Source organism: Pseudorhodoplanes sinuspersici (assembly GCF_002119765.1).
In the GTDB taxonomy this organism is placed as follows: Bacteria; Pseudomonadota; Alphaproteobacteria; order Rhizobiales; family Xanthobacteraceae; genus Pseudorhodoplanes; species Pseudorhodoplanes sinuspersici.
The window spans coordinates 2,789,994-2,811,756 of record NZ_CP021112.1; the positions used below are offsets into that span (position 1 = coordinate 2,789,994).

Annotated in this window: 26 protein-coding genes; 13 read left to right on the forward strand and 13 right to left on the reverse strand. The window is 61.2% G+C overall.

Going from position 1 to position 21,763, the window contains the following annotated elements:
* Nucleotides 1-11: 11 nt before the first annotated feature.
* From CAK95_RS13415 to CAK95_RS13425, 3 genes are read right to left on the reverse strand one after another with little or no spacing between them, the layout of a single operon-like run.
* The gene (locus tag CAK95_RS13415; protein ID WP_086088371.1) at nucleotides 12-263 is read right to left on the reverse strand and encodes a DUF4170 domain-containing protein; all 252 of its coding nucleotides are present in this window, start codon (nucleotides 261-263) and stop codon (nucleotides 12-14) included.
* A gap of 17 nt (nucleotides 264-280) precedes the next feature.
* Nucleotides 281-1,105, reverse strand: a complete 825-nt coding sequence (locus tag CAK95_RS13420) for an inositol monophosphatase family protein (RefSeq protein WP_245303750.1) — start codon at nucleotides 1,103-1,105, stop codon at nucleotides 281-283.
* Nucleotides 1,092-2,444 (reverse strand): TldD/PmbA family protein, encoded by a 1,353-nt coding sequence (locus CAK95_RS13425; protein ID WP_086088372.1) that lies wholly within the window; start codon nucleotides 2,442-2,444, stop codon nucleotides 1,092-1,094. The genes CAK95_RS13420 and CAK95_RS13425 overlap by 14 nt, the downstream gene beginning before the upstream one ends.
* Before the next feature lie 240 nt (nucleotides 2,445-2,684).
* Here CAK95_RS13425 and CAK95_RS13430 point away from each other — a divergent pair, with 240 nt between their 5' ends.
* Nucleotides 2,685-3,233, forward strand: coding sequence for a DUF6101 family protein (locus CAK95_RS13430; RefSeq protein WP_342588005.1), 549 nt, complete (start codon nucleotides 2,685-2,687; stop codon nucleotides 3,231-3,233).
* Here the strand turns inward: CAK95_RS13430 and ubiA are convergent.
* Together ubiA and CAK95_RS29200 are read right to left on the reverse strand one after the other, a co-directional pair.
* Nucleotides 3,230-4,165 carry a 4-hydroxybenzoate octaprenyltransferase gene (gene ubiA / locus CAK95_RS13435; protein WP_086088374.1) on the reverse strand — a complete coding sequence of 312 codons (936 nt, stop codon included), beginning with the start codon at nucleotides 4,163-4,165 and terminating at the stop codon, nucleotides 3,230-3,232. The genes CAK95_RS13430 and ubiA overlap by 4 nt on opposite strands.
* Nucleotides 4,162-4,818 (reverse strand): hypothetical protein, encoded by a 657-nt coding sequence (locus tag CAK95_RS29200; RefSeq protein ID WP_147413658.1) that lies wholly within the window; start codon nucleotides 4,816-4,818, stop codon nucleotides 4,162-4,164. The genes ubiA and CAK95_RS29200 overlap by 4 nt, the downstream gene beginning before the upstream one ends.
* Before the next feature lie 165 nt (nucleotides 4,819-4,983).
* Between CAK95_RS29200 and CAK95_RS13445 the strand changes: the two genes are divergently transcribed.
* The 4 genes from CAK95_RS13445 (at nucleotide 4,984) to CAK95_RS13460 (ending at nucleotide 9,310) form a co-directional block, all read left to right on the forward strand.
* On the forward strand, nucleotides 4,984-5,730 hold the full coding sequence (locus tag CAK95_RS13445) for a 16S rRNA (uracil(1498)-N(3))-methyltransferase (RefSeq protein WP_086088376.1): 747 nt from the start codon (nucleotides 4,984-4,986) through the stop codon (nucleotides 5,728-5,730).
* Between the two features lie 315 nt (nucleotides 5,731-6,045).
* Entirely contained in the window at nucleotides 6,046-7,137 is a 1,092-nt protein-coding gene (locus CAK95_RS13450) for a Gfo/Idh/MocA family protein (protein WP_245303751.1), read from the forward strand.
* A complete protein-coding gene (locus CAK95_RS13455; RefSeq protein WP_086088378.1) occupies nucleotides 7,134-8,261 on the forward strand; it encodes a Gfo/Idh/MocA family protein in 1,128 nt (375 codons plus the stop codon). Before CAK95_RS13450 ends, CAK95_RS13455 begins: the two co-directional genes overlap by 4 nt.
* Nucleotides 8,262-8,323: 62 nt before the next feature.
* On the forward strand, nucleotides 8,324-9,310 hold the full coding sequence (locus CAK95_RS13460) for a Bug family tripartite tricarboxylate transporter substrate binding protein (protein ID WP_086088379.1): 987 nt from the start codon (nucleotides 8,324-8,326) through the stop codon (nucleotides 9,308-9,310).
* Here the strand turns inward: CAK95_RS13460 and CAK95_RS30195 are convergent.
* From CAK95_RS30195 to CAK95_RS13475, 4 genes are read right to left on the reverse strand one after another with little or no spacing between them, the layout of a single operon-like run.
* Entirely contained in the window at nucleotides 9,307-9,441 is a 135-nt protein-coding gene (locus tag CAK95_RS30195; RefSeq protein WP_280949875.1) for a hypothetical protein, read from the reverse strand. The two genes, CAK95_RS13460 and CAK95_RS30195, sit on opposite strands and share 4 nt — an antisense overlap.
* 25 nt (nucleotides 9,442-9,466) lie before the next feature.
* A complete protein-coding gene (locus CAK95_RS13465) occupies nucleotides 9,467-10,678 on the reverse strand; it encodes an MFS transporter (protein WP_086088380.1) in 1,212 nt (403 codons plus the stop codon).
* Nucleotides 10,675-11,163, reverse strand: coding sequence for a MaoC family dehydratase (locus tag CAK95_RS13470; protein ID WP_342588006.1), 489 nt, complete (start codon nucleotides 11,161-11,163; stop codon nucleotides 10,675-10,677). Before CAK95_RS13470 ends, CAK95_RS13465 begins: the two co-directional genes overlap by 4 nt.
* Complete coding sequence (locus CAK95_RS13475; protein ID WP_086088381.1) at nucleotides 11,160-11,621, reverse strand: MaoC family dehydratase; 462 nt, start codon at nucleotides 11,619-11,621, stop codon at nucleotides 11,160-11,162. The genes CAK95_RS13470 and CAK95_RS13475 overlap by 4 nt, the downstream gene beginning before the upstream one ends.
* A gap of 145 nt (nucleotides 11,622-11,766) precedes the next feature.
* On the opposite strand from CAK95_RS13475, the gene CAK95_RS13480 reads away from it, so the two are divergent.
* Entirely contained in the window at nucleotides 11,767-12,060 is a 294-nt protein-coding gene (locus tag CAK95_RS13480) for a DUF4282 domain-containing protein (protein WP_086088382.1), read from the forward strand.
* 17 nt (nucleotides 12,061-12,077) lie between these two features.
* Here CAK95_RS13480 and ychF read toward each other — a convergent pair whose 3' ends face one another.
* From ychF to CAK95_RS13500, 4 genes are all read right to left on the reverse strand, one after another.
* On the reverse strand, nucleotides 12,078-13,175 hold the full coding sequence (gene ychF / locus CAK95_RS13485; RefSeq protein ID WP_086088383.1) for a redox-regulated ATPase YchF: 1,098 nt from the start codon (nucleotides 13,173-13,175) through the stop codon (nucleotides 12,078-12,080).
* 18 nt (nucleotides 13,176-13,193) lie between these two features.
* Complete coding sequence (pth, locus tag CAK95_RS13490; RefSeq protein ID WP_086088384.1) at nucleotides 13,194-13,802, reverse strand: aminoacyl-tRNA hydrolase; 609 nt, start codon at nucleotides 13,800-13,802, stop codon at nucleotides 13,194-13,196.
* 36 nt (nucleotides 13,803-13,838) lie between these two features.
* Nucleotides 13,839-14,519 carry a 50S ribosomal protein L25/general stress protein Ctc gene (locus CAK95_RS13495; RefSeq protein ID WP_086088385.1) on the reverse strand — a complete coding sequence of 227 codons (681 nt, stop codon included), beginning with the start codon at nucleotides 14,517-14,519 and terminating at the stop codon, nucleotides 13,839-13,841.
* 200 nt (nucleotides 14,520-14,719) lie between these two features.
* A complete protein-coding gene (locus CAK95_RS13500; RefSeq protein WP_086088386.1) occupies nucleotides 14,720-15,028 on the reverse strand; it encodes an accessory factor UbiK family protein in 309 nt (102 codons plus the stop codon).
* 200 nt (nucleotides 15,029-15,228) lie between these two features.
* Between CAK95_RS13500 and lgt the strand changes: the two genes are divergently transcribed.
* The 7 genes from lgt (at nucleotide 15,229) to proC (ending at nucleotide 21,650) form a co-directional block, all read left to right on the forward strand.
* Nucleotides 15,229-16,059, forward strand: coding sequence for a prolipoprotein diacylglyceryl transferase (gene lgt / locus CAK95_RS13505; protein WP_086088387.1), 831 nt, complete (start codon nucleotides 15,229-15,231; stop codon nucleotides 16,057-16,059).
* Nucleotides 16,056-17,153 carry a class I SAM-dependent methyltransferase gene (locus CAK95_RS13510; protein ID WP_086088388.1) on the forward strand — a complete coding sequence of 366 codons (1,098 nt, stop codon included), beginning with the start codon at nucleotides 16,056-16,058 and terminating at the stop codon, nucleotides 17,151-17,153. The genes lgt and CAK95_RS13510 overlap by 4 nt, the downstream gene beginning before the upstream one ends.
* Nucleotides 17,150-17,920 carry a peptidoglycan editing factor PgeF gene (gene pgeF, locus CAK95_RS13515; protein WP_086088389.1) on the forward strand — a complete coding sequence of 257 codons (771 nt, stop codon included), beginning with the start codon at nucleotides 17,150-17,152 and terminating at the stop codon, nucleotides 17,918-17,920. Before CAK95_RS13510 ends, pgeF begins: the two co-directional genes overlap by 4 nt.
* A gap of 103 nt (nucleotides 17,921-18,023) precedes the next feature.
* Nucleotides 18,024-18,707 (forward strand): hypothetical protein, encoded by a 684-nt coding sequence (locus CAK95_RS13520; RefSeq protein ID WP_086088390.1) that lies wholly within the window; start codon nucleotides 18,024-18,026, stop codon nucleotides 18,705-18,707.
* A gap of 211 nt (nucleotides 18,708-18,918) precedes the next feature.
* Nucleotides 18,919-19,869, forward strand: a complete 951-nt coding sequence (locus tag CAK95_RS13525) for a ribose-phosphate pyrophosphokinase (RefSeq protein WP_086088391.1) — start codon at nucleotides 18,919-18,921, stop codon at nucleotides 19,867-19,869.
* 347 nt (nucleotides 19,870-20,216) lie between these two features.
* The gene (locus tag CAK95_RS13530; RefSeq protein WP_086088392.1) at nucleotides 20,217-20,717 is read left to right on the forward strand and encodes a type III secretion system chaperone family protein; all 501 of its coding nucleotides are present in this window, start codon (nucleotides 20,217-20,219) and stop codon (nucleotides 20,715-20,717) included.
* Nucleotides 20,718-20,810: 93 nt separating this feature from the next.
* Complete coding sequence (gene proC, locus CAK95_RS13535) at nucleotides 20,811-21,650, forward strand: pyrroline-5-carboxylate reductase (protein ID WP_086088393.1); 840 nt, start codon at nucleotides 20,811-20,813, stop codon at nucleotides 21,648-21,650.
* The last annotated feature ends 113 nt before the right edge of the window (nucleotides 21,651-21,763 follow it).

Here is a 21,763-nt window from a genome sequence, read left to right on the forward strand (position 1 = left end):
CCGTCGATCAGTTAGCGGGCTGCCGAGGTCGGCAATTCGGGATCGAGCAGGCGGTGCAGATGGACGATGAAATAGCGCATGTGCGCATTGTCCACGGTTTGCTGCGCCTTCGCCCGCCAGGCGGTATAAGCCGTCGCGTAGTTCGGAAACACGCCGACGATGTCGACCTTGGACAAATCTTTGAATTCGGTCCCATCCAGCTGCGAAAGTTCGCCGCCGAGAACAAGATGGAGAAGCTGTTTTTGAGGGGCCTGGTCGGACATGGCAGTCTTTCTAAGTCTCAGGCGAATTCCTTGTGGCGAGCCCGGACAAGCTCAAGCATCGCGTTATGCCGAGAACGTCCGGCCGCGAGAATCGCGCCGTGTACAGGATCATGCAAGTTGTAGACCAGCGTTTCACCGGTGAAATTGGTCATCACGCCGCCGGCTTCGTGCACCAAAAGATCGGCCGCGGCAAGGTCCCAATCGTAGGCATTGACAGAGGCAAAAGCAGCGTCAATCCGGCCTTCGGCGACGCGCGTCATGCGCAATGCAAGGGAGTGGATTTTCGGCTCCTGGATGGTCGCCGGGTCGATGATCGTGAGGCGTTCCAAAACCTTTTTAGGCCCCGCAATGCGGGCATGGGCAAGGCCGGTGCCGCCGGACGTTGCAATCGATTCGCCATTCCGGGTCGCGCCTTGGCCCGCTGCCGCCAGATAGAGATCGTCGTCGATGGGAGCATAGACAGCGGCGGCCACGGGGCGGCCCTTTTCGACCACGGCTGCTACGATGGTCCAGTCCGGCAGGCCGGCGAGATAGGAGCGGGTGCCGTCGATCGGATCGACGATGAATAGCCGCTCCGAGGACAGGCGGGCGCGGTCGTCCTTGCTCTCTTCCGAGAGCCAGCCATAGCCTTCGCGCGATAGCCGCTCGTGCAGGAACTGATCGACCGCGATATCGGCTTCGGAGACAGGTGAATCGCGGCCCTTGGTCCAGCTCCGGATCGTGCCGCGAAAGGTCTTGAGTGCAATCGGACCGGCCTCGCGCAGGGCCTGACCGAGTTCATCGGCAAGCCTCGCGTAGTCGTTTTGCGGCTCCAAGTTCTTCTGCGTCTCATTGTCCGGCAACAGTCAGACCCTCCACGCGCAACGTCGGCGCGTTCGTGCCGTATTTGAATGCCAAGTCATTCGCAGGCGTCAATGTCCGGAACATGTCGAACAGATGTCCGGCAATCGTCACCTCGCTGACCGCGTAAGTCAGTTCGCCATTCTCGATCCAGAATCCGGCAGCGCCGCGGCTGTAGTCGCCGGTCACGAGATTGGTACCCATGCCGATCAGATCGGTCACATAGAATCCGGTGCCGGTTTCGGCGATCAGTTGCTCCGGCGTCAATGCGCCGGGCTCGAGATGCAGGTTGGTCGGCGATGGCGACGGCGGCGAGGAGACGCCACGCGACGCATGGCCGGTGGTGGTCATGCCGAGTTCGCGCGCGGTTGCGCTGTCGAGGAACCACGATGTCAGCACGCCGTCCTCGACGAGATTCATCTTCTTCACGGCAACGCCTTCGCCATCGAAGGGATGCGAGCGCAATCCGCGCTTGCGCAGCGGATCGTCGACGACCCGGATGCCGGATGCAAAGATCTTTTCGCCCAGCTTGTCCTTCAGGAAACTCGACTTGCGCGCGACCGACGCGCCATTCGCAGCACCGGCAAGATGACCGATCAGCGAACTCGCGACACGCGGCTCGAAAATCACCGGGACCTGCTGGGTCTTCACCTTGCGTGGATTGATGCGGCGGATGGCGCGCTCGCCCGCTCTGCGGCCCACTTCTTCAGGGGCTTCAAGATCGCTCTCATGCAGCGCCGACGTATAGTCATAGTCGCGCTCCATGCCAGTGCCTTCGCCGGCAATGGCCATCATCGAAAATCCGCGGCGCGATGCGAGATAGGCTCCGTGGAAGCCGTCGCTGGTCACCAGCACCATGCCGCCAATGCCAGCCGATGCCGAAGCGCCGCCGGATTTGGAAACGCCTTTAACGGCGAGGCCGGCGCGTTCAGCCGTGTGGGCCCTGTTCTCAAGTTCCGAAACGTCGGGAATGTCGGGATCGACCAGATCGAGCTCCGGATGCCGATGAGACAGCCGTTGCTTGTCGGCGAGCCCTGCATAAAGGTCGTCAGGCGCAACGCGCGCCATCGCGACAGCGCGCGAGGCCAGTGTATCGACATCGGCGCGACCGATGTCATTGGTGGACACCACCGCCTGCTTGCGTCCGACAAAGACCCGCAGGCCAACATCGTCACCTTCGGATCGTTCTGATTCTTCCAGTGCGCCGTCCCGCACTTCGACGCCGATGGAGACGGAGCGGACGGCAACCGCGTCCGCCGCGTCGGCACCGGCTTTTTGAGCGGCTTCAACCAGCCTTTCGGCAAGGTCTGTGAGGGCGGATTGATCGAGGAGGGCTTTCATGTGTGTGATCGGATTTAGGCGCCGCGCCCCGGTCTGACAAGAACAAGGTGGCCGAAAAGCCTGACTTCTCCGTGGGCCGCGAAAGAAAATGTCAATCATGACAATCGACGGAATGCCGGAAACGCCTGATTAACCAGGCTTTTTAAGCGGTTTCCGACATCGCTGTGGCAAGGTGATGCCCATAACGGACGAAAAAGTCCGGGGGAGCAATTGAGGCGTCAAATGGAAACCGGCGGGGCCATGCCTGCCGGGTCGGGCCGTACCATGCGGCTCGACCCCTTCGCTTTGCCTATCCGCTTCCCGGCGAATGATGCCGGGGCAGATGGGCAGATGCGGCAGATCGAACTTGATCGTGATCGCGTGGTGCTGCGGCGCGCGGTCCGCGGAATGCGGATGAAAATCCATCTTTCCGTCGATGCATTCACGGGGATCACCTTGGTGACCCCGGCTGCGGATGGTGACACCGCATCCATCATTCTCGACCACTGCGATCCGTTGCTGTCGATTCCGCTGCTGGATGGCGTGGCAGTCGACGAAGCCACCGTCGTATGGAAGGCGTGGGGCCGTGTGCTCGGCCTTGCCTTGCGGCAGCGTGGGCAAGATGGTCAGGTCTGCGAAGTGCATCCCGGCCGTCGCACGCTACAGATGGAAGCGGTGGTCAGCCGCAGGCGCCGTCGTTCTTCGATCCGCAAGCGCCGTCCGTCGATCTTTCTTCGGCGCAAGCCCGGCCGCCATATTGCATTGTCGGTCGTGCACCGCGACGAGCGTGAGATCATCGCCCGCAACTAGCCGAGGTGCCTTGCGGCAGCATCGAGGATCATCGCGGCGAACAGGATCAAACCGGCGTCGCGATTGGACTTGAACAGCCGCAGGCATAAAGCGGAATCCGAGATGTCGAGCCGTTGCACCTGCCATGCGAGATGCAGGGCGAAGGCGGCGATGCCGATTGCAAAAATCAATCCGGCACCGGCGAGCCAACCGGCGATGCCGATCAGCACGACAGCGAGCGAAAAGAAAACCGCAAGCATCGGCTTGGTGTTTTGCGAGAACAGGATCGCGGTCGATTTGATGCCGATCAGCGCATCGTCTTCGCGGTCCTGATGCGCGTAGATCGTGTCATAGGCGATCACCCAGGCGATCGAACCCGCATAAAGAATGAAGGCCGCAGGATCGAGCCGACCGAATACCGCCGGCCAGCCCATCAGCGCGCCCCATGAGAACGCAAGGCCAAGCCCGATCTGCGGCCAATGGGTCACGCGTTTCAGGAACGGATAGATCGCAACGGTTGTCAGCGAAAGAATGCCCAACAGGATCGTGAAGGCATTGAATTGCAGCAGCACCACGAGTCCGATCAAGGCCTGCAGAATGAGAAACGCGAGCGCCTGTTTGACCGTCACCTGACCGGATGGAATAGGGCGTGATCGTGTCCGCTCCACCATGGCATCGAGATCGCGGTCGGTGATGTCATTCCAGGTGCAGCCGGCGCCGCGCATCACGAAGGCGCCGATGAAGAACAAGAGACATTGCCACGGATCTGGATACGGGCGTCCTGCGGCGATCGCGGCGAGGCCGGCTGACCACCAGCAAGGCATCAGGAGGAGCCAGGAGCCGATTGGCCGATCGAGCCGCGCCAGCCGAAGATAGGGCCGCAACCACAGCGGCGCGGCCGTATCGACCCAATTGCCGGTCGAATCGGCGACGCGCCCTGCGGCTCCGGTCATCGCTGCAGCGTATTGCCGGTCAGCGTGTCGAAGGCGCCGCCCCGTTTGGGTGTCGTGCTGTCCGACGGAGCGGTCGGGATGCGCGACGTCCCGAGCGCATCGCTGAGGCTCGGGGCTCGGGGCTGCGGAGCCGCGGCGACGTCACAGACCTTGGTCCGGATTTCGATCGTCTTGGCGTGATTGGCCTTCATCATCTTGATGGCATCGGCCGGGATCCGGCATTCGTCGCCGTGGTCCTCGGCATATTTCACGACCTTGGCTTCTGCCGCGGCGAAATTCCTGAAGGCTGCGCAGACGGCGGGCTGTTTCTTGGTCGCAGCAGCGGCCTTGATGGCGCCGGCCTTCTTCTCGGCATCCTGACGAAGCGGCATGAATTCACCGCCGCAATCGCGCTGCGGGCCGGAAGGAGCCCAGCCGCCAGGAAGCGGAGTGGAAGGAGCTGAGGCCGCCCCCGGCGCGCCCCAGCCCGCGGAGGGCGGTCGAGGGGCCGGCTGGGAGGCCCCGGGGGTGGTCCAACCGCTGGTGGGCGGTCCCGCCGGGGCCGCAGCCTGGGCGACCTGCAGGGGGCCGTTCTGTGCCAGTGCAAGGACCGGCGTTGCCGCAAGGGCGGCCAGCGTCATTGTCGTTGCGTAAAGGCTCTGAATCAGCCTCATGGATATATCTCTCCCGCTCCCGGTATGCCCAGGATCGCAATAGCGCTATCAAGCCGGAAAATCCGGCGAGACAGCGGCAAATCGCGATTCTCGGCATAATAGAGTTGCCATGCGGCGTGCCAAGTCACCGGCCCGCCAGAAATATCGATAGCCTTAAAGGCACAGATGCCGCCGCGATACGATTTCCGGACCCCACGACTATTCGTCGCAGACGCTCTCAGCGCCGGCACCGCCGTTCCGCTCGACAAAGGCCAGTCGAATTACCTGGCGAATGTGCTCCGGCTGGGTGCGGGCGATGCGGTGCTGGTGTTCAACGGACGGGACGGCGAGTGGCTCGCGGCGTTGCAACCGGAGGGCCGCAAGACCGTTTCGTTGTCCATCGCCGAACAGACGCGGCCCCAGCATGAACCTTGCGACCTGCATTATCTGTTCGCGCCGCTGAAGCATGCTCGGCTCGATTACATGGTTCAAAAGGCGGTGGAACTCGGGGTGTCGCGTCTTCAGCCCGTGACCACGCGCCACACCCAGGCGGCGCGCGTGAATCTCGAGCGCATGCAGGCCAATGCGATCGAGGCGGCAGAGCAGTGCGGCATCCTCACCATCGCCGACGTCGTTGAAGCGATGCCGCTCGCAAAAGTGCTGGAGACGTGGTCGGACGGGCGCGTCCTGATCTTTTGCGATGAGGATGCCGAGGTTCGTGATCCGATCGCCGCGTTGTCTGTGGTACAGAAGGGAACTCCCCTGGCTGTTCTGATCGGACCGGAGGGTGGCTTCGCCGAGGATGAGCGTACGATGCTGCTGCGCCAGCCGAATGTTGTGCGGCTCGCCCTTGGTCCGCGCATCTTGCGTGCGGACACAGCCGCCGTGGCCGCGCTGAGTGTGGTTCAATCCGTGCTCGGCGACTGGAGCTGAGCGAATGCCGGCCGCAACACAAAGCGAGCGTTAATGTGAGGATGACGAGCGCGGCAACCACGATGACGCCGCCGGTCCGTCCGGTCGCATCGCTGACGACACCGTAGATGATTGGCGCAATTGCACCCGCCCAATCGTGCCGGAGTAGAAAATGCCGAACGTGCTGGTTCGTCTTTCCGGTTCAAGATTCGTAATACGCGCTCCCCTTGAAACCTAATTTGCAGGCCTGTGCCTCTCGTGGTCTGATTTCCCGCAACAACCCGGTGAAAAATCGGCAAACGACATGGGGCAGGGAGGGTTTTCAGGATGTCACAAATGGAGGTGGCCGTCATTGGAACCGGCTGGTGCGGGGGAATCCGTTCGGAGACCCTGTCGCGGTCGGCTTTGGTGAAAAAGCTGCATGTCTGCGAAATCCGGCCCGACCGCTTGAAGGAAATCGCCGCCCTGACCAATGCGGCGACGGCGACACTCGACTACCAGGACATCGTCAAAAATCCGGACATCAAGGTCGTTTATATCTCCACCACGCCGGAGCAAACGCATTATCCGATCGCGCGCGATTGCCTAAAAGCCGGCAAGCATGTGCTTCTCGAAAAACCGATCGCGATGGAGTTGTTTGAAGCCGATGAATTGATCGCGCTGTCGAAGCGCAACAATGTGAAATTCACCATCGGCTATTCGCAGCGCTTCAATACCAAATTCGCCTACGCGAAGAAGAAGCTGGGCGACGGCACCTTGGGCAGGCCGGTGTCGGTAATGGTGAGCCGGCATCTGAGCCGCAGCCTCGGCAAGAAGATCGCAAGCCGCGTGCGGCTGTCACCCGCTGCGATGGAATCCACGCACGACCTCGACATGGTGTTCTGGCTGCTGGAGCCTGCGAAGCCCGTCCGCGTCTATTCGCAGGGTGCGTACGGTTATATGCAGCCGGTCAACGGCTCCTACGACGTCATGTGGTCGACGGTGACCATGGATAATGGCGTGCTGGTTGCGATCGGCGGCGGCTGGAATTTGCCGCCGAGTTATCCGAATTATTGCGCGACCTGGATCGAGGTCACCGGTACGGAAGGCTCGCTCTTTCTCGACGATACCCATCGCGACAATTGGCTGAATACGGTCAAGGAGGGCACGCAATATCCGATGTCGACCATGCCGGGCGAGCAGGTGGACCATGTCTTCGCCGGCCAGATGGGCCCTGAGACGATCCATTTCCTGGAAAGCTGCATCCTCGACCGCCCGGTGATGGTGACACCCGAAAGCGCACGCATGGTGATGCAATGTTATCTCGCCGCCGATCTGTCGGCGGAACTGAACGAGCCGGTCGATATCCCGCTCTCCAATCAGGCACTGTCGGCGCTCGCCGACATCAAGTCCGAACAGAACAACGTTGCGGCCGGCGGTGCGCGATGAAAAAGCCGGTCAAGAAGATCGGGCTCGCTATCGTTGGTGCCGGGCGCGTGGGACTGTTCCGCGGCGAAGTGGCGGCGCGGCATCCCGCGGTTGAATGGATCGGCGTCGCCGACATCAAGCCGGACCGTGCCAAGCTGGTGGGCGAAAAATGTGGAGCGGATTTCGTCACAACCGATTTCCGCGAATTGCTGAAACGGCCGGAAGTGAATGCCGTCATTGTCGCCACTGACGAACATCTGCATGTCGATCCGATCATGGCGGCCGTCGAACGCGGCCTGCCGATCCTGATCGAAAAGCCGCTGGCCACCGACCTCGGCGAATCCGCACGCGTGCTCGCCGCCATCGAACGCGCCAAGATCGACGCCGTCGTCGGCTATACGCAGCGCTTCCGTCGACGCTGGCTAGCCGCCAAGGAGAAGGTGCGTAGCAATGCTCTCGGCGATGTCACGCTCGTGACGTCGCGCGCCTTCATGAACCGCCTTGTCGCGATCGATAATTATGTCCGCACCGACGACCCCTCGACCATATCGCCGATGGTGATTTCAGGCACGCACGCGCTCGATATCGTCATGTGGTGCATGGAGGCCAAGACGCCGGTCGAATGTTACGCGCGCTCGATCGACAAGGTGCTGGGGCCATCGCATCAAGGCATCGACGCCACCGCCGGCATGATCATGTTCTCGGACGGCAGTGTTTATCATCTGAATATCTCCTGGGCGCTTCCCGTCACCTGGCCGGGCGCCGTTTACAGCTTAGAGGTTGGCATTGTCGGCGCCGACGGCGTGCTCACCATTGACGACACGCATCGCGACATCGTGCTCGCCGTCTCGAAACCGCAGGCGGAAGGCTACGCGCCCGACACGTCGCGCCTCGTCGATTTCATGGGCAGCTATCCGCCCGGCGACATGGCGCTCGGCGAATTGCGTGGCCCCATGCGTGAAGAAACCGATTCCTGGCTCAATCGCGTCGCACTCGGCATCGCGACGCCAGCGGCGACAGCGGCGGAAGCGCATAACCGGCTGATGCTGACGAAGGCACTCGACCTATCGGCAAAACTCAAAAAGCCGGTGGCGCTGCCGCTGGAGCCCGAACAACTGGAGAAGGAGTACCGCAAGAGCGCGTAGCTGTTTTGATCAACGGCCGGCACAACAAAACAACAAGCCGGATCGCATTTAGGGAGGACTGAATGAAGACCAGGCGACTGACCCGGCTTTTGGGGGCGCTGAGTGTTATTCTGAGCCTGTCGGGTGCTGCGGCGCAGACAACGAATTATCCGAACCAGCCGATCCGCATGATCGTGCCCTTCGCACCGGGCGGCGCATCAGATTTTGTCGCGCGAATCATTCAACCGAAACTCAGCGCATTGCTGGGTCAGCAGATTTACATTGAAAACAAAGCTGGCGCTGCCGGCAATATTGGCTTGGACGTTGCGGCACGAGCGCCTGCTGATGGCTATCATCTCTTTCTCGGTAACGTCGGTACGGTTGGAATCAACCCTTACATTTTCAAGGACTTGAACCTCAAACCGCTCGAGAGCTTCACGCCGATTTCGATTCTCGCGGACACACCTTCGCTGCTTGTCGCAAATCCGAATTTTCCGCCGAACAATGTCAAGGAGTTGATCGACTATGTTCGGGCGCGTCCGGGCAAGGTCAACTATGCATCACCGGGCTCCGGCAGCATGGACCGCCTCGAGATGGAACTGTTCCGACAACTGGCCAAACTTGACATGAACCACGTGCCCTACAAGGGTGGGGCTGCTCCGGCCGTCAACGACGTCATTGCCGGCCACGTCGAATTGATGTTCGCCACGATTTCCTCGACGCTGCCGCATGTCAAAGCCGGAAAGCTCAAGGCTTTTACGGTCTCGACACCGCAGCGCGTCGAAGCGCTTGCCGATGTTCCGACAATCATCGAGTCTGGATTCCCGCAGGCTCTCGCGAGTTCATGGCAAGGCCTGCTCGTTCCCGCCGGTACGCCCCAACCTGTCGTCGACAAAATTTATGACGCTGTCGTACAGGTCATGCGGGACGCAGAGGTTAAGAAGCGGTTTGCCGACGTTGGCGTCATCGCGACCTACAGCAAGTCGCCGGAAGACTTCCGGACCTACATCGTGAACGATGCAAAGAAGTGGGAGCCAGTCATCGCAGCGGTGAATGCACGCCCCGATTAATGCGGAGCACCTGCCGTCCATATTTTGCCAGCGGCGTGCAGCGCTTCAGCGCTGCCGCCCAGAATCAATACCCGCTGATCCTGCGGAATGGCCAGCGCCCGCACGCGCTGAACGCTGTTGTAGATTCCCATGTCGTAGGGATAGTCGCTGCGGGGTTCAATCCGCGCTCGGCGACTGGAGTTGAGCGAAAGCCGGCCGCAACGCAAAAGCAAGTGGCAACGTCAGAATGACGAGCGCGGCAACCACGATGACGCCGCCGGTCAGTCCGGTCGCATCGCTGACAACACCGTAGAGGATCGGCGCGATCGCGCCCGCCCCAATCGTGCCGGTGTAGAAAATGCCGAACGCGCGGGTTCGTTTTTCCGGTTCGACCAGGTCCGGCACCGAGCCATAGAGCACGGACGATGTACCGTTCAGCGCGATGCCGAGGATCGGCAGAATGATAAGCGCTGTCTCCAGAGAGGTTGGCAGGATCAGGAGGATCAATACCAGCGTCATGATCTCGGTGAGAAACACCGTCCCGATCACGCCGATGCGCGCGCCGATAAAGGCGCAAACCAGTTTTCCGACCGCGCCACCGGCAAAGACCAGTGTGAGTGCAATGCCGATGGTCGGTAGATTCGCGCCTTTCGCGGTGAGGATGAACGGCAGGAATGTGAGAAAACCCATGCGGGTGGCGCTGTCGATGATACCGATCGACAGAAGGGTCGGAAAGGCATAGTGGCGAATGCGCGGAACCTTGGTTGCGACTTCAGTCTTCGGTGCGGATGTCGTGATCGCTTGCGTGAAACGCGGGGTCAGCAGCAGGATCAGCAAGGCAGCGAGAAAACCGGCTGCGCCAAGGATGATGAGTGCAGGACGCCACGGCATCGCGACCAGCATCAGCGATGCGAAGGCGGGCACGGTCATCTTGCCGATATCGCCGGCAAAATTGTACCCGCCCAAGGCCTTCAACGATCGCGGGCCGGAAAAGGCGTGTGCCACCAGCGCCGAAGCAATGGGATGCTGCGCACTGGCGCCAAGGCCGCCAACAAAAAGTGCGATCAGCAGCATGCTGAAGCCGCCGCTCAAGCCGGCGAGGCAATAGCCAAAACCAGCCAGAGCCGTGCCACCTGCAAGGATGGCTGCGGCGCCATAGCGTTCGGACAAATGACCGGCCGGGATTTGTAGGCTTGCCATCGTGCCGGTGAACAGGCCACGCAGCAGGCCGACGGCCGCGTAGGAGAGGGCAAATTCGGCCTGCCAAATCGGCAGCATCACATAGATCAGGTCGGTGTAACCGTCGTGCAATGCGTGCGCGCCCGATGCGACCGACATCGCGCGGCGTTCGTCGCGCTTGGTCGCATTGGTATCGGCAAGGACGGTCATTCTGGTGGCGTGCTGCGTCTTTCGATGAAGGTCGTGCTGATGAAGGAAATCACCCGCGCACCATTCTGGTTGTCGCCGGTCGCCAGCGTTTCGATGATGCCGAAGCGGGGGCGGGATTGAGACACGCGTTTGGCGACCACCTCGATGGCATAAGTCACCGTGTCGCCGGCAAAGACCGGTTTATGCCATTTCAATTCGCGAAAACCGGGAGAGGGACCAAGGGCGGGAACTTGCTCGCCGCGTTCGCGAAACGCTTCTATTTCACCTTTGTGATAGTCGACCAGTTTACGCATCCAGATCGAGCCAGTGTGCCAGCCGGACGCGATCAGCGCGCCGTAAGGCGATAGTCTGCCCTGCTCTTCGTCAACGTGGAAGCGCTGCGGATCGTATTGGGCAGCGAATGTCTTGATGTCGTCCGCCGTGAAAAGATGAGAGCCGAGCAGCACCCGCTCGCCGACATGCAAATCCTCGAAAAACTTTATCATGACGGCACTTTCGAATCGCGCGTCCCGAACATTGTCGGAACCACCATAAGCATCACGCGGTCGCCATGCTGGTTGAACAATTCATATTGCATGCGCACGATGCCCATGTCCGCGCGGCTCCGCGAGCGGCGCGCGTCGAGAACCGTTGTGCGCAATGTCAGTTTGTCGTCAGGCCGGACCGGCTTCAGCCATTTCACCTCCTCGACGCCGCCGGCGCCCAGCGAGGTCGAGTCCAGCAAGAAACTGTCGCAGATCATGCGCATCATCATGCTGCTGGTATGCCAGCCTGAGGCACCGAGGCCTCCCAACATGGAGTTCCGTCCGGCCTCTTCGTCGAGATGCATCGGCTGCGGATCGTATTGCGCGGCGAAAGCGAGGATTTCTTCGCGCGTTACGAGCCTTGGACCATGCTCGATTTTCTGTCCGGGGATGAAATCTTCGAAATGGAGCTTGGACAAGGGCGGACCACCTGCGGAAGGACATCATGGGGTACCGCTCGCTGTGCGGGCCGTCAATGTTGTGGCGTCTGGTCGATTGACCGGGCAGCATGGCAGGGTAGCTTTATCTGCAAGGCCGGATTCGCGACCTGACTGAGAGCCTGTCATGATGAATTTAAACGACCTGATACAATGGGACCGGTTCATCACGCCGACGGTCATCCGGATTTTCTACTGGATGGCGCTGGGAGCGATCGTGCTGTCCGGCCTGTCTTTTCTCTTTTCGGCCTTCGGGTTGATGGCCGTCAATTTCTTCGCCGGCGTCTTCCTGTTGATCGCTTCGATCCTGTATGTCTGCGCCGGCATTGTGTTCGTGCGTATCGTCTGCGAACTTGTGATGGTGGTATTTCGTATCAACGACCATCTCGGTGCGATCCGCGACCAGGGCGAAAAGATATAGTGCGCCTTGATTGTGCGTCAGGTCGCGAATCGGAAATGCATCACGTCGCCATCGTTGACGATATATTCCTTGCCTTCGAGCCGCAGTTTGCCGGCATCGCGTGCCCCCGCTTCGCCTGACAGCGCGACATAGTCGTCATAGGCGATGGTTTCGGCGCGAATGAAGCCGCGTTCGAAATCGGTGTGAATGACGCCGGCTGCCTGCGGCGCCTTGGTGCCGCGCGTGATGGTCCAGGCGCGCGCTTCTTTCGGGCCGACGGTAAAATAGGTGACGAGATCAAGAAGGCCGTAGCCTGCCCGGATCAGCCGGTCGAGGCCGGGCTCCTTCAGGCCGACGGCGTCGAGGTATTCGACCCGCTCCTCCTTGGAGAGGACCGCGATTTCCGATTCGATCTTGGCCGAGATGACAACGGATACCGCGCCTTCCTCCTTGGCGCGTGCTTCCACCTTTGCCGAATAGGCATTGCCGGTTGCAGCCGCGCTTTCCTCGACATTGCAGACATAGAGCACCGGCTTTGCGGTCATCAGCCCGAGCATCGAGAATAACCGCTCTTCTTCCGGCTTGCGTTCAACGACGCGTGCCGGTTTGCCTTCGCGCAGCGGCTTTAATGCGCGCTGGACGAGATCGAGCGTTTCCTTGGCTTCGCGATCGTTGCCGCGTGCTTTTTTCTCGAGCGCATCGACACGCCGCTCAAGGCTATCGAGATCGGCCAGCATCAACTCGGTTTCGATCGTCTCGATATCGGCGATCGGATCGATCTTGCCTTCGACATGGGTGATATCGGTGTCCTCGAAACAGCGCACGACATGGGCGATGGCATCGACTTCGCGGATATTGGCCAGAAATTGATTGCCGAGCCCTTCGCCCTTGGATGCGCCGCGCACGAGACCGGCAATGTCCACGAAGGTCAGCCGTGTCGGGACGGTCTTTTCCGATTTGGCAAGGACGGCAAGCTTGTCAAGCCGTGGATCGGGCACCGAGACTTCGCCGACATTCGGCTCGATGGTGCAGAATGGATAATTCGCTGCCTGCGCTGCGGCCGTTTCCGTCAGTGCGTTGAAAAGCGTCGATTTGCCGACATTCGGCAATCCGACGATGCCGCATTTGAAACCCATGATGACGTCCCGTTGCCGTTAGCTTGGCTGAGCATTGTTGCCGTTGGTATCGAAGCCCTTCGCTACCATCGTCAGATGAATTTTGTTCTGGAAAGAGGAGTCCTGATCGCGTGCGAGAATGCCGGCATTGTCGGCAATGGCGTCGCAGAGCGTTTCGACCCAGGGCCGCTCCGCTTTGGCGAAATCCGACAACACATAGGAATGCACGAGGTCCTTGTTTCCCGGATGTCCAATGCCGATGCGCATGCGCTTATAGTCATTGCCCATATGCTCGGACACCGAGCGCAATCCATTGTGGCCGGCATTGCCGCCACCGGTCTTGATCCGCACCTTGCCGGGCGGCAATTCAAGCTCGTCGTGCAGGACGACGATCTCGTTCAAGCCGATCTTGTAGAAGTTGGCGGCTTCCGCCACCGCGCGGCCTGACTCGTTCATGAACGTGCCCGGCAGGAGCAGCAGGGCCTTCTGGCCGGCGAGCGAGCCTTCTGTGGCGACACCCTGGAATCGACGACGCCACGGCGCAAAGCCGTGGCGTTTTGCAATCGCCTCGACCGCCATGAAGCCGATATTGTGCCGATTGCCCGCATAGCGAGCGCCCGGATTGCCGAGCCCGACAAAAAGCAGCATGGGGCAAAAGGCGGGGCGCAGGGCCCCGCCATCTCGTTATTTCTTTTCGGCCGGCTTCTTGTCGCCACCGGCAGCAGCCGGAGCGGCCGCAGCAGGAGCACCAGCGGCCGGAGCGGCAGCAGCAGCCTCGGCAGACTTGGTTTCTTCGCCATAGCCTGACGGCGGCACGATGGTAACGAGGGTCATGTCCTCGCGGGCCACCGGCTTCACGCCTTCCGGAAGCTGAATATCGCTCAGATGCTTCGATGAGTTGATTTCGAGGCCGGTGACGTCGACTTCGATCGACTGCGGGATGCGATCCGGCGGGCAACGCAGTGGAAGCGAGTGGGTCACGATGTTGACCGCGCCGCCGCGCTTCACGCCGGGCGACTGGTCGGAATTGATGACGTGCACCGGCACGTTCACGCGGATCAGCGATCCTGGTGCGAGGCGCATGAAATCGATATGGATCGGGAAGTCCTTCACCGGGTCGAGCTGATAGTCGCGCGGGATCACGCGGTGTTTCTTGCCGTCGATGTCGATGTCGTACAGCGTGGTGAGGAAGTGACCCGCATAGATCTTGGTGCGGATGTCGATGTGATCGACGGCGATTGCGAGGGGGGCTTCGTTGGCACCATAGATCACGGCCGGGGTCCGGCCTTCGCGACGAACGCTCCGAGCGGCCCCCTTGCCGGCCTTCGGACGCAACGTCGCCTTGATTTCCTTGACGGTCGTCATAGCGATAAGTCCTTGTCAGATTGTGATGAAACAGACTGCGGCAAGCCTCCAGGGGTGCAGGGGCCGCAGGTCGGCGGGCTTATACCGGCAGGGCGCCGGAATAGCAAGAAAAGCCCGCAAAAAGGCTCGTTTGGCTAAAATAGCGTTTTCGAGCGAAGTGGGGACCGGTTCGCGTGAAGAAAACGCGTCACCCAAAAACCCTAACCGTCCAGCCGCATGTCGCTAATGTCTGGCTGGTCGCCGGAGGTGGCCGGCGTGGCGATGCCAAGTTTGGCTTCGAGGGCCGCGACGCGGGTCTTTAGCGCCTCATTTTCCTCCCGGGCCATCCTTGCCATATCCTTAACAGCCTCGAATTCCTCGCGCTTGACGAGGTCGAGATCGCGCAGCCAGCGCTCGGCCTGGGTCTTGAATACGGTGTCGAATTCGCGGCGGACGCCTTGGGCAACGCCGGCAGCGTCATTCATCAGCCGGGCGATTTCGTCGAAGAAGCGGCCGGAGGTCTGGGTCATGGCGAGGTCCTTAGGCGGTGCCCTTGGGCGGTGTTTAGCGTTACCTGAAAGATGCTTTGAGGGTCATATGGCGCAGTCGTTACGGGCCCGCAAGCGTTCGGCAGTTGCCGCGGTCGGATCGGTGCCGCATAAGGCAGCCCTTGCGTCGCTCCTTGGAATGCGTCGCTCCTTGGAATGCGTCGCCCTTGGAATATGCCACGATGCCGATAGCGGCCCTGCCATTCCCGAATTTCGATCCAGTCCTGATCAGCATCGGACCCTTTGCGATCCGCTGGTACGCCCTCGCCTATATCTTTGGCATCCTGCTCGGCTGGGTCTATGCCCGCTATCTGATCAAGCGGGAGCGGCTCTGGGGTGGCCCGGCACCGCTGACGGTCACCGACTTCGACGACTACATCGTCTGGGTGACCCTCGGCATCGTCCTTGGCGGGCGGATCGGCTATGTCCTGTTCTACAATCCGGCTCACTTCGCCGCACATCCGCTGGAGATTTTCCAGGTCTGGACCGGCGGCATGTCGTTCCATGGCGGCTTTGTCGGCTGTGTGCTGGCGGTGGTGCTGTTTGCCCGCCAGCGCGGCATTTCGATCCTCTCGCTCGGCGATCTGACCTGCGCGGCCGGCCCGATCGGGCTTTTCCTTGGCCGGATCGCCAATTTCATCAATGGCGAATTGTGGGGCCGCCCGACTGATGTCCCATGGGCCTTCATTTTTCCTGGCGGCGGCCCGCTGCCGCGTCATCCAAGCCAGCTTTATGAAGCGGCGCTCGAAGGCCTGCTGCTGTTCTGCATTCTGGCCTTTGCCATTCGTCTGGGCGCGCTGAAACGGCCTGGTCTGGTGGTCGGCCTGTTCGCCATCGTCTATGCGCTGGCCCGCTCGTTCAGCGAATTGTTCCGCGAACCCGATGCGCAACTCGGCTTTCTGTGGGGTGGCATGACCATGGGCATGCTGCTGTCGATCCCGTTGTTCATCGCGGGCATCGGCTTCGTCGTCTATGCGCTGCGCCGGCCGCCGCTTGGGAGCAAGCCGGCATGAGCGATACGCCGCTCGAGAAAGAGATCCGGCGGCTGATCGAGGTGGCCGGGCCGATGCCGGTGGCGCGCTATATGACTTTGTGTCTGACACATCCACAGCACGGTTATTACGTCACGCGCGATCCGTTCGGCGCCGGCGGCGACTTCACGACCGCGCCGGAGATCAGCCAGATTTTCGGTGAACTGTTGGGGCTATGGGCGTTGTCGGTATGGCGCATTCTTGGGGAGCCAGACGTGATCCGGCTGGTCGAAATGGGACCTGGACGCGGCACGATGATGCGCGATGCGTTGCGCGCCGCGAAAGTGCTGCCGAATTTCCGTTCGGCTTTGTCGGTGCATATGGTGGAAGTCAGTCCGACACTGGAGAGAACGCAGCGCCACACGTTGAGAGAGATCGAATTGCCGATTTCATGGCATCGCCATCTGCTCGAAGTTCCCGAAGGTCCGACAATCATCCTCGCTAACGAATATATCGATGCGCTCCCTGTACATCAGGTGGTGAGGCAGGACACAGGCTGGCACGAACGGGTCATTGGTCTGGATGCCAATGGCGATTTCGCTCTCGGTCTTGCACCCGATGCGCTGCCGCAATTCGATCGTTTCCTGCCACAGAAGATTAAGGACGCGCCGGTGGGGTCGATCTTCGAATGGCGCAATGATCTGGATGTCCTCGACATCAGCCGCCGTGTCGTCAGGAATGGCGCGGCATTGATTATCGATTATGGGCATACGCAAAGCGATGTCGGCGAGACGCTGCAGGCCGTCAATGAGCATGAATTCGCCCATCCGCTATCGGCGCCCGGCGAGATCGACATCACTGCGCATGTCGATTTTTATGCTCTGGGTCAGGCGGCGGAGAGCATGGGCGCGTCGGTTCAAGGGCCGGTGACACAGGCGCATTTCCTGACCGAGCTTGGCATCGAGCCGCGGGCCCATGCGTTGCGAAAGAACGCCACGCCGGAACAGGCCGAAGCGATTACGACGGCCGTCGCGCGTCTCACCGAGAGCGGCAAGACAGGGATGGGCGATCTGTTCAAGGTGATGGCGATCTGCGATCCGAAACTGGGGCCGTTGCCCGGGATGGTGCCCGCATGATGGTGCAGTCGCAATTGCTGTCGGAGTGCAGCGGCATTCGCCATGCCTTCTTCACGCGCGATGGCGGCGTGTCGAACGGCCTCTATGCGAGCCTCAATGGCGGTGTCGGTTCCGACGACGATGCGTTGCATGTTGCGGAGAACCGCGCGCGCATGGCGCGGTATCTCGACGTGGCGCCGGACCATTTTCTCTCCGCCTATCAGATCCATTCGCCGCAGGTCGTCGTCGCTGACACGCCATGGACGAGCGATACGCGGCCCAGGGCCGACGCCATCGTGGCGAACACACCCGGTCTTGCGATCGGTGTCAGCACGGCCGATTGCGGTCCATTGCTGTTTGCCGATGAGCAAGCGCGCGTGATCGGCGCGGCACACGCTGGCTGGCGCGGCGCATTGTCCGGCGTGATCGAGAACACGATCGAAGCGATGGAAAAACTCGGTGCCCGCCGCAACACCATCAAAGTGTCGCTTGGCCCGCTGATCCGGCAGGCGAATTACGAGGTCAGTCGGGATTTCATCGATCAATTCGTTCGCGAGAATGAAGCTTACCATCGTTTCTTTGCGCCGGCGGCGCGTGCGGGACATGCCATGTTCGACTTGCCAGGCTTCATTGCCGCGACGATTGCGAAAAGTGGCATCACCCAATTTCAGGATCTTGGGCTGTGCACCTATGCCGATCCGGATCGTTTCTACAGCTACCGGCGGTCCACGCATCGGGCTGAGCCGGATTACGGCCGGCATATTAACGCTATCGTCCTGACCCCCTAGGCTATCCGCCCGACCCGGCTGGACCGCACCCGCAAGAACGGTTACCAATTCGTTAACAGCCTGAAGGGTCCGCAAGAACCTTAAGGCCGATAACGGGGGTTTCATGCGGAGTGCAGCGGCGCGCATCGCCGGAACATTGGCGTTTGCCCTGTCGGTCGCGGCTTGCACCACGACCGGACAGCCGCAAACGGCAGGATTGCAAAGCAGCTCCCGCACGACCGTGGCGTTTGAATCGATCGATGGGCCGCCTCCGGCTGTCTTCCAGAAACTGGTCAGCAAGCTGAACGACGAGGCTGAGGCGCGGCAGGTCCCGGTCGTGACACGGGAAGGCTTCGCTCCTTATCGTGTCCGCGGCTACACGGCGGTCGGTGTTCTGAAAGGGCAGGCGGTCGTCTCCTGGGTCTGGGATGTCTACGATTCCCAATCCGCGCGGGTGCTGCGTCTCAGCGGCGAGGAAAAGGCCGGCCGCGCCGGCAAAGATGCTTGGCAGGCAGTCAATGACGAGGTGGTGGCCCGTATCGCCCGAAACGGCATGCAGCAGCTGGCCGGCTATTTCCAGGGCGTGCCCCAAGGCAACGACAGCGCGCCAGCCCCGGCTCCGGCCCCGGATATGCCGTCCACTGCCGTTGCCGCAAACGACGATTTCCGCCCGGAAACCTACGGAATCACGCGCCGTTCAGACCCCGCGCCGGATCTGGAAACAGCGGCTGCGGAAGCGCCCGTGCCGACACCACGGCGCCGGCCATCGGCCCATGCCGGACGGGTGGCGCTGGCAGCGCCTCAATAACCACGGCGGAAAAACTTTCGAACAATAAAACCAGCCGTATTGCACCGCTTCGGCCGCCCCTGTATCAGTCCGGCGCCGCACAGATCGCGACGGTCCTTGGCAACTGACCTGGGATCGCATCGCGGTCGTTTCTGATGATTTTGAGTATGATGCCAGCCGAACCCGCTTCGCCTCTTTCCGGCATCATCCTCCCATACGAGCGAGGTTAGGAATGGCGAAAAACGGAGCGATCAAGCTCGTCGCCGGCAATTCCAATCCTGCGCTCGCGGCGGAGATTTGCGAATACCTGAAAGTCCCCATGACCAAAGCGGTGGTGCGCCGTTTTGCCGACATGGAAATCTTCGTAGAAATCCAGGAGAACGTGCGCGGAGCAGACGTATTCGTGGTGCAATCGACGTCTTTCCCGGCCAATGATCATCTGATGGAGCTGCTGATCATCATCGACGCGCTCCGCCGGTCGTCGGCCCGCCGCATCACCGCCGTGGTGCCGTATTTCGGTTATGCCCGGCAGGACCGCAAACCCGGCCCCCGCACGCCGATCTCCGCCAAGCTGGTCGCCAACCTGATCACCCATGCCGGCGCCGACCGGGTGCTGACGCTCGACCTGCATGCCGGCCAGATCCAGGGCTTCTTCGATATTCCGACCGACAACCTGTTCGCAGCGCCGGTCATGGTGCGGGACATCAAGGAGCGCTTCGACCTGTCCAAGCTGATGGTGGTGTCGCCCGACGTTGGCGGCGTCGTGCGCGCGCGCGGCCTCGCTAAGCGCATCAATGCGCCGCTCGCCATCATCGACAAGCGCCGCGAACGCGCCGGCGAGTCCGAAGTCATGAACGTCATCGGCGAAGTGGCCGGTCACACCTGCATCCTGGTCGACGATATCGTCGATTCCGGCGGCACGCTGGTGAACGCCGCAGACGCCCTGCTCGATCAGGGCGCGACCGACGTTTACGCCTACATCACCCATGGTGTGTTGTCGGGCGGTGCGGTGGCACGCGTGAACAAGTCACGGCTGAAGGAGCTCGTCATCACCGACTCGATTCAGCCGACCAAGGAAGTGCAGGCGGCGAAAAATATCCGTGTGCTGCCGATTGCGCATCTGATCGGCGAAGCGATCGGCCGTACCGCGCACGAAGAGTCTGTTTCGAGTCTGTTCGACTGAAATCGCCCGGCGTTGATCGCGGCCGAATAAGAATTTTCACTTTTCGGTTCATAACGACGCCTTGAGTCAAACTGCCGCACCGTCCTTTGTGGACAGGCGCCATGGCGCCGTTGCGCCGATTCCAAGAATCCACGACCAGAGTCTCAGCGCTTAAATCTTGGCTTGGTTGCCCCGAATCGGTGCGGTTATAGTCGAAGCGCCAAGTGATTCGGCGATCGCGAGTCAATCTGCCGGTTCCGGCTTGGCCTGCGTCAGAAAGTCCCCTGTTGGGACGTTCAGTTGCGTGTGGTGCGCGTGCGTTGACTGAGCGCTGAGCGACCTCGCAAGCGGCAGGTAAAGGCGGAAAAATGCCACTGATGGAAATCGAATCTGGTGTGCGGATGAATCCGCTCGATGTCGTCGAACGGATGGCTTCGGTCAATGACTGGGCCTTCGAGCGCGCCTGCGATGACGAGATCAATATTCTCATCAAGGGCAAGTGGAACGACTATCAGGTGTCGTTCACCTGGATGGATAATCTCGAGGCGCTGCATCTGGCCTGCGCCTTCGATGTGAAGATGGCCGAGCGCCGGCGCGGCGAAGTGCAGCAACTCATCGCGCACATGAACGAACAGATGTGGATCGGCCATTTCGACCTCTGGCCGGACGACGGCATGGTGATGTTCCGCCATGCGCTCGTCCTGTCAGGAGGGGTCGAGCCGTCCGACGAACAATGCAAGGCTGTGCTGGGGACCGCGCTCGACACATGCGAGCGTTACTTTCCGGCGTTCCAGTTCGTGCTCTGGGCCGGCAAGTCGGCGCGCGAGGCGCTCGACGCCGCCATGTTCGAGACCTCGGGCGAAGCGTAAACCAGTTTCCCCGGTCATTCCCGCGCTTGCGTGAATCCAGCATATGATGTCGCTCTGGGTCCCCGCCTTCGCGGGGACGAGCGGACACATACTATGACGACAAAATCCGAAACGACCCGTCTCGACAATATCGGCATTCTGGCGCTGATCGGCGCTGGCAAGATGGGCAGCGCGATGCTGGAAGGCTGGCTCGCGCTTGGCCTCGATCCGCGGAACGTCGTGGTGATCGAACCGCAGCCGTCGCCGGAGATGATCGCGCTGTCGCAAAAGGGCATTGCCCTGAATCCGCCAGCCGGTGCGGTGTCGAACATCGCCACCATTGTGCTGGCGGTGAAGCCACAGGTCGCTGCCGAGGTCATGTCCAGTATTGCCGCATCGGTCGAACCGGGCACGCTGGTGCTTTCGATCATGGCCGGCAAGACTTTGGGCTTTCTGCAATCGGCGATGCCGAATGCTGCCATCATCCGCGCCATGCCAAACACACCAGCAGCGATCGGCCGAGGCATCACCGTTGCCGTTCCGAACGCCGCTGTGACGGCGGAGCAGAAGCAGCGCGCGCATGCGCTTCTCGCAGCCTCCGGCGCGGTGGAATGGATTTCAGACGAAAGCCTGATGGATGCGGTGACGGCGGTGTCGGGATCCGGCCCCGCCTATGTTTTCCTGCTCGCCGAGGCGTTGGCCCGGGCTGGCGTGGCGGCCGGTTTACCGGAAGGTCTCGCCGCGACGCTGGCGCGTGAAACGGTGGCAGGGGCCGGCGAATTGCTGCATCGCTCCTCGCTGGATGCCGCCACCTTGCGAAAGAATGTCACCTCGCCCGGAGGCACAACGGCGGCCGCGCTCGAAGTGCTGATGCAGGGCGATGGCGGCCTCGATCCCTTGATGCGGGACGCCGTGGCGGCCGCGACAAAACGGTCGCGGGACCTGGCCGGCTAATGCGTATTTCTCTGTCAGCTATCGGTTAGTGCAGTTCCACAGTCATGGAAGTGCAGTCATGGAAGTGCCGCCTTCGGCGCATTACATTGACACTAGCGCCGCGATTTCGAAGT